Consider the following 7490-nt stretch of genomic DNA (forward strand, 5'->3'; position numbering starts at 1 on the left):
TGGCGCTTTATCATCTCTGGCAAAATGGCTCCAGCAGAAAATATGGCAATAGATGAAGCTATTCTGCTGGGAGTCTTAAAAGGTGTTTCACCACAAACTATCAGAGTTTATGATTGGGACCCTCCAACGGTTTCATTCGGATTTCATCAAAACATTGAAAAACAAATTGATTTAGGTAAAGTTAAAAAATATGGTCTTGGAATAGTTAGGAGACCAACGGGTGGAAGAGCAGTTTTACATTACGATGAAGTTACTTATGCAGTTATTGCGGATACTAATGGAATAATGAGTGGTTCAATTTTAAAATCCTATCAGAAAATTGGAAGTGTTCTTATAAAATGTCTTGATGACATCGGTATTTATGCTGAAATGGAAGATGGTATATCTCAAGATAAAAAACAGAAAGATTGGTCAAATCCTTGCTTTGCAAGTGCTTCAAAGTATGAAATTCATTACAAACACAAAAAAATTATTGGCAGTGCACAAATTAGAAAAAATAATGTATTACTTCAACACGGCTCTATATTACTAAACCACAATCAAGAATTAATGGCTGAATTAGTACCTTTTAACAATGCCTCTGACCATAATACTCTAAAAAAACTCTTATCTCAAAAAACCATAGCAATTAATCAAATCTTAGATGAACCTATTAGCTTTAATAAATTCGTAAATACCTTCAAAAAAAATTTTGAGAAAAAGTTTGAGTTAAACTTCTTAAAAGATAGTAAAATAAATAGATTTGAGAAAACTTTAATAGAAGAATTATCAATAAAATATAAGAATTATAATGGTAAAACAAATTTAAATAATAAAAAAATTGACATATGATTTGTATCAGTAAAAAATATGTTCCATAATCTCTTATAAGAGATAAAGTCACGAAGGGAGAAGCTATGAATAAGTATGCAATAGTTTTAACTATTTTATTTCTCTTACTATTTACCGATATTCTATCTGCTGGAACCACTGGAAAGTTAATGGGGAGAGTGACTGATTCTGCGACTGATGAACCAATTATTGGCGTAAACATAGTCATTTTGGACAAGCAAATAGGCACTATAACAGATGAAAAAGGCAGATATATGATTATCAACATTCCTGCTGGTACTTATAATGTTAAAGCAACTTTGATGGGATATGTTTCGGTAACAGTAGAAGGTGTAAAAATCAATTTGGATTTAACAACAACCTTAAATTTTGAGTTAGAAAAGAGGGCAATTGGAATTGAAGGTATTACAGTAAAAGCAAAGAGAAAACTTGTTGAGAAAGATGTTACAGGTTCTGAAAATATCGTTACATCTGAAGATATGGAACATATGCCAGTTGAAAATATTCAAGGCATCGTTGCAGTTACAGCTGGAGCTGTAGGTTCTGGAGAAAACTTACATATTCGCGGTGGACGTTCTGGAGAGGTTGTCTATACTGTTGATGGAATGTCAATCTCAAATCCAGTTGATAATGCTTTTGGGATGAATCTTGACTTAGATGCAGTGAGTGATATGTCTGTCCAAACTGGTGGGTTCACTGCTGAATTCGGGAACGCCCAGTCAGCTATTATTAATTTAATAACAAAATCTGGTGGACCCTCTTATTCAGGAAAATTAGAACTCAGGTCAGACCACATATTAGATGAAGGAAATAATACAGACTTGATAAAGTTTGCCTTAGGCGGTCCTTTACTTCCACTTGGAACAAGGGAAAAAAGAGATAGACTTACATTTTATCTAAATGGCTCTGGTTCCTGGACAGATACAAGGTATAAAGATTATTATAACATTGATTCAACTAATGTACTCTGGATAGGAAATCCTGATAAACAACAGATTCTCTCCAATAAACAAATCGCGAATATAAATAGTTTGGGTGGTGATAGAGACGAACTTTTCAATTTCTTTGACTTAGGAAATCGCTTTAGGAATAATTACCAACTTAATTCAAAAGTGAAATTTCAATTGAGTCCAAAAACTAAATTCACTATTGCTGTAAGAGGTGATAAAGAAATATATCTCCCATACTCCCAATATATGAAATATTCTTTACAATATTCTAATCATTATACTACAACTCATGACCAGGAAGCTTTTACATTTGATCATACAGTTTCACCTAAAATGTTTTATACAATTCGTGGTAGTAGATTCGCAACTGGTATTGAATTAACTTCTGGTGTGGATAGGGATTGGTATTTTTCAGATGAAAACTGGCATTTTAATCCCACAAATCCTTCTGCTAATAACTATGGTGTAGATATACCAGGTATTCTTGATAATGGAATTGATGTTTCACTTAAATACCGTAATCAAATAGGTGATGAAACAACTGTTCCGGGATTTTCCTCGCCTGGAACCAATGCCGGTTCTTTTGTTGATGATGAAACTGTCACTTATACACTTAGAGGTGATTTAACATATCAGATTGGTATTATTCATAGTGCTAAAACTGGTTTTGAGATTAAATATAATGACATTTATAAAGATAGATTATATCGTCCATGGATTATTGATGATGTCAAGCGTTTACCTAATTATTTAAAGGGAAAAGAGGTTGATACCCTTGGAATGCATATACCAATAGATTCACTTGTTGATTATGGATATCTCGCTTATGGTACAGAAATTTATCGTATTGATGACTTCAAAGATGGAATAAAATTTGCTGGGGGGTCTATTGACGGATATAAAGCTTATCCCTGGCAAGGTGCCTATTATCTCCAGGATAAAATGGAGTGGAAAGGTATGATAGTTAATGCTGGAATAAGATTTGACTCCTGGTATCTGGGTGATAAATATCAAGTAATTAGTGATGCTACTGGAAAATATGTGGATGCTGAGTGGGATTCTGTTGCATATCTTAAACAAGATAATGAAGGCGATTATTATATTGATAAAGAAAAGGTTGATAAATTTCAGCTGATGATAAGCCCGCGACTCGGTGTCTCCCATCCTATTACAGATAAAGATGTTATGCATTTCGCATATAATTATCAAAGTCAATTGCCCCCAATGCAATATGTTTTCACAAGTGCTACCCCTGAAGTAGGTTCAGTTGGCGCTAATGTTGGTAATCCAAATCTAAAGCCTGAAACTACCATTACTTATGAGGTTGGCGTTGAACATCAAATAGGAGAAGATTATCTGCTGGATGTCACACTCTTCTATAAGAATATTTATAATCTTGTAAGTGAGCTAAGTGTTGATTATTCAATACTGCCTGAGGATATCGCTGAATCAGGAAAACAGCACTATCTTTATATATCAACTGATTATGGTAGTGCCAGAGGTGCAGAATTTACCCTTAGAAAAAGATTTAGCAACTTTTGGGGATTTAATATTGGCTATACTTATTCTTGGGCAAGTGGTAAAAACTCGGATGTACATACTGCAAGAGACAATTTAAGAGAATTCCCACTCAATTGGGATATACGACATATAGGTTCAGTTAACTTTGATTTCAGAATTCCAGAAGATGAAGAATTTTATCTTTTAGGATTAAAAATGCCTGACAAATTCTATGCTAACTTATTATGGAGGATTAATTCTGGTGAACCGTATACTCCCGTCTCAAAAAACGATAAACCCTTAGATACAAACTCAGAGAGATTGGATTGGACTCATAATGCAGACTTTAGACTCACTAAGGCATTCTATTTAATTGGAAAGTCTAAAGTAAAATTATTCTTTAATGTAAATAATTTATTTAACACAAAAAATATAAATTGGGTATATCCGAAAACTGGAAAAACTGACGATGATGGAAACATTATTAGGCTCTTTGATACAAATAATGATGGCAAATTAGATGAGGGTGATGACCTTACAGGCGCAGCTATCTATCAAAATTACCTTAAAAACCCAGGTAGATATTCTGAACCCAGAAGATATACATTAGGAATAAGTCTTGAATGGTAAAAAAAAATTCTGAAGGATCCCGACTTGTCGGGAAAGGAGGATTAAAAGTGAACAAGAAAATCAACATTCTAATCCTAATAATCTTTGTGGCATGTATATTAATTTATAGTAACATACTTGCACAAGAACAGGAAAAAGAAACTATTGGAGATACGGCTTCCATTGCAGTAGAAACAACAGAAGTAGAAGCAGTAAAAGGCATCGGTGGTTTTGAGGGATTTGCACGAAGAATCGTGGGAAGTGGTTTGGTTGACCTGTTTATCAAAGGTGGATTTGTTATGTGGCCTATCCTGCTCCTTGTTATCTGGGCATTGGCTACCTCTATATGGAAAATAATTGCTCTTAGATATGCTAAAATTTCTGTTCACGACTTCTTGAACAAACTTGCACCCTTAATTAAAGAAAAGGAAATTGATGATGCTATTAAGTTATGTGCCAAAACTCGTGGTCCTGTAGCAAGTGTCTTACATGCTGGATTATTAAAAGCTGACAAAGGAATTGAAGAAGTAGAAAAAGCTGTTGAAAATGCAGGTATTTTAGAAATGTCCTTTCTTGAAAAAGGATTAATCGCTTTGGCAACCACTATAAATCTTGCCCCAATGTTAGGCTTTCTCGGTACAGTTGTTGGTATGATTAAAGCATTCCAGTCTATTGAAGCTGCAGGTGAAGTCGAACCAACTATTGTAGCTGGCGGTATTTCTGTTGCTTTGATTACTACTGCTTCTGGATTAGCAGTAGCAATCCCAATTCAACTGATCAACAATTTCTTTATCTCAGCTATTGATGGATTAATTATTGATATGCAAGCAGGGTCTGAAAAATTTACAGAAGCACTACTTGAGAGAAAATAATTATTACCCTTATTGTTCATTAACTTATGTTAATTATTTAAACAGGAATTAAGAAAGCAAAAAATTAATCACCATGTAATAATATATAAGGTTTAATAAATAAAATGAATATAGCAAAACAGAAAAAAGTTAGACAAAAGGCTCGTATTCCGACCTCTTCAATGGCAGATGTAGCTTTTCTATTGTTGATTTTCTTTTTGGTTACTACCAAATTTGATGTAAAACAAGGCCTGGGATTGGTCCTGCCACCACATGTTGAGTCTGGTGGGAAAAAGGTTAAAATTAAGAAAGAAAATCTGACCAAAATTAAAGTAAATAAGAGAGGTGAAATAGCAGTTGATGAAAGACTGGTCTCGCCAGGGGAACTCAAAACAGTAGTTCAAAACAAGATTCGCGAAAATCCTAAGATGGTTTTTGTCCTTGAGACAGATAGAAGATGTAAATACTATATGATGGTAAAAGCCCTTGATCAACTCCTTGGAGCAGGGGCACAAACAGTCTCACTATCTACCAGATAATCAGATAAGAGGATATATGGCAAAAATTGAGAGAAAAACAAAAATTGCTACTGAAATCCCTAATGCATCAATGTCGGATATCGCCTTTCTACTACTAATATTCTTTATGGTCAGTACAACTTTTGTTAAAGAGAAAGGTTTGAGAGTAAATCTACCAAGAGCTGTAGCATTTCAAAAGATTAACCGTAGAAATGCTGCTACAATCTATGTGGCACGATCAGGTATTATATCTGTAGATGACTTTGCTGTTGAGACTGGACAAATAAGATATATAATGCAAAAAAAACTAGCTGAAAATCCTGGTATTATAACCTGCTTTCGTACTGATAAGGACGCATACTATGGGCTTATGGTAGATATAATGAATGAATTAAAAAAAGCCCAAGCATTAAGGGTTTCGTTTGAAGTAAAAAAATTGTTTTAATCTAAATATAAAAATAAAGGTAATACAAAATGAGAAATAAGTTAGACTATAGTTCTTCAGATTGGAAAGATGAAGTAAATTCGTACTTTGAGAGGTCTCTAAGTTTGGCACTGCTTCTTTTATTATTTACCTTTATTGTTTCTCCAAAAATTGAAGTGAAACCTTATCAACACAAAGTAAAAGAAATTCAAACTATTGAAATTCCTCCAGAAGTTAGACAGAAATTTAAACCTCCAGAAGAGGTTAAACCTATCATTCCTCTTACCATAGAAGAGTCTGGTTTAGAGAGCGATGAAGAGATTGAAGAGATAGAAACAATTGGACCTACTACTCTTGATTTAACAAAACCACCTCCAGTTACAAGAATCGGGACAACCCCTAAGTTCGTGATTTATGAAGAAGACCCTATACCAATTAAAAAAGTCTGGCCTGAATATTCAGATTTTGCAAGACAAAGCGGTTTAGAAGGAACTGTTGTTGTCCAAGCTGAAGTATTTGAAGATGGAACTGTTGGTGCGGTAGAGATTGTAAAAAGTCTTCAATCTGGACCAGGAGGATTGGATGAACTTGCTATTAAAGCTGTTAAGCAATGGAAATTTATACCAGCGAAAAATCAGGGTAAACCTATAGCTATCTGGGTTACTTTTCCAATTAAATTTACATTTTAATAAGTTCTTAAACGAAATCTTATTTTATATGAAGATTATGAAAATAAATTAGGAGGTAAGATGCATAATAATAAAGGAAAATTGATACTGATATTCACTACTGTGCTTCTATTAGGATTCAGTACATTCTTGTGTGCTAGATCTGTTATGGGTGGTTCTGGTGGTGATAAGAAACTTGATATTTTTCATTATCATAATGTTGGTAATATCTGGCTTAGAATTAGTAATTATGGATTTTTTGGCTCAGGTGATGATATTGTGCCACAATATCCATCATTAGAATATCCTGGAGGTTCTGGTATTGATTATTTATACCAGGGTGCTTTATGGTTTGGAGCAAAGAAAGAAAGAAGAAATGCTCAGGGACTGAAACTATATTGGGGTGATGAAGAACATACAGAAGAGAATATTACTCCTACTCCTACGGAATGGGGGGTAGTTGTTGATACTTTATGCTCTGTAGGCTTTGATGGTGATGCTGATATGTATGAATTTCTTCCTGCTTATAATGGATTAGAAGAGCTGGCTTTGGGAGCGATATACGATATGTATAACAAAGATGATGCTGTGCTGGAAAGTTCAATTCGGGAGCAGAAAACCGGTGTTGACGACGACAATGATGGTATGATTGATGAAGATATGCCTGGATTTACTTTCCCTTTTAGGACTGCAGATGAACTTCCTGCTCCATTTTATGATTTTGGTGGTCTCCAGCCCTACCAATGGCCTGACAATGCACCTGAAATTATTACAAAAGAAGAGAATCTAAGAATTTGGTTTCCACTTGGATTCTTGAATTTAGGTTATATAGACCCTGATAGCCTATACAATTTTGCTGTACCCCAGGACGATGACAACGATGGTTTGATTGATGAAGATGGAGCGCCAATATCAGAACAAGATTTTATGGGTTATTATTATGATTACAGCCCGTTTGGAACAACTGGTGAACGAGTATGGGGTGGATGGACTTTTGGACAAGGCCATACACCTCTTAATATCCGTGTTCGCCAATTAAGCTTTCAATGGAGTTATGAATATATTAAAAATCTTGTTTATGTTGAGTTTGATATCAGCAATATGAATGAAGAAGATACATTATATGACTGTGCAATGGG

Annotated in this window: 7 protein-coding genes; all 7 read left to right on the forward strand. The window is 34.4% G+C overall.

Annotated elements, in window-relative coordinates:
* Positions 1-831, forward strand: an 831-nt coding sequence (locus U9R23_05290; protein MEA3475835.1) for a lipoate--protein ligase family protein, incomplete at its 5' end; no start/stop codon positions are given.
* Positions 832-896: 65 nt separating this feature from the next.
* The gene (locus U9R23_05295) at positions 897-3911 is read left to right on the forward strand and encodes a TonB-dependent receptor (GenBank protein ID MEA3475836.1); all 3015 of its coding nucleotides are present in this window, start codon (positions 897-899) and stop codon (positions 3909-3911) included.
* Between the two features lie 47 nt (positions 3912-3958).
* Positions 3959-4762, forward strand: a complete 804-nt coding sequence (locus U9R23_05300) for a MotA/TolQ/ExbB proton channel family protein (protein ID MEA3475837.1) — start codon at positions 3959-3961, stop codon at positions 4760-4762.
* A gap of 104 nt (positions 4763-4866) precedes the next feature.
* Positions 4867-5280: a biopolymer transporter ExbD gene (locus U9R23_05305; protein MEA3475838.1), complete on the forward strand. Its 414-nt coding sequence runs from the start codon at positions 4867-4869 to the stop codon at positions 5278-5280.
* A 16-nt stretch (positions 5281-5296) separates the two neighbouring features.
* Complete coding sequence (locus U9R23_05310; protein ID MEA3475839.1) at positions 5297-5704, forward strand: biopolymer transporter ExbD; 408 nt, start codon at positions 5297-5299, stop codon at positions 5702-5704.
* Positions 5705-5733: 29 nt separating this feature from the next.
* Positions 5734-6372, forward strand: coding sequence for a TonB family protein (locus U9R23_05315; protein MEA3475840.1), 639 nt, complete (start codon positions 5734-5736; stop codon positions 6370-6372).
* A gap of 60 nt (positions 6373-6432) precedes the next feature.
* Positions 6433-7490: hypothetical protein (locus U9R23_05320; GenBank protein MEA3475841.1), on the forward strand; the 1058-nt coding region annotated here is incomplete at its 3' end.

It is taken from the genome of Candidatus Cloacimonadota bacterium (assembly GCA_034722995.1).
GTDB lineage: Bacteria > Cloacimonadota > Cloacimonadia > JGIOTU-2 > JGIOTU-2 > JAGMCF01.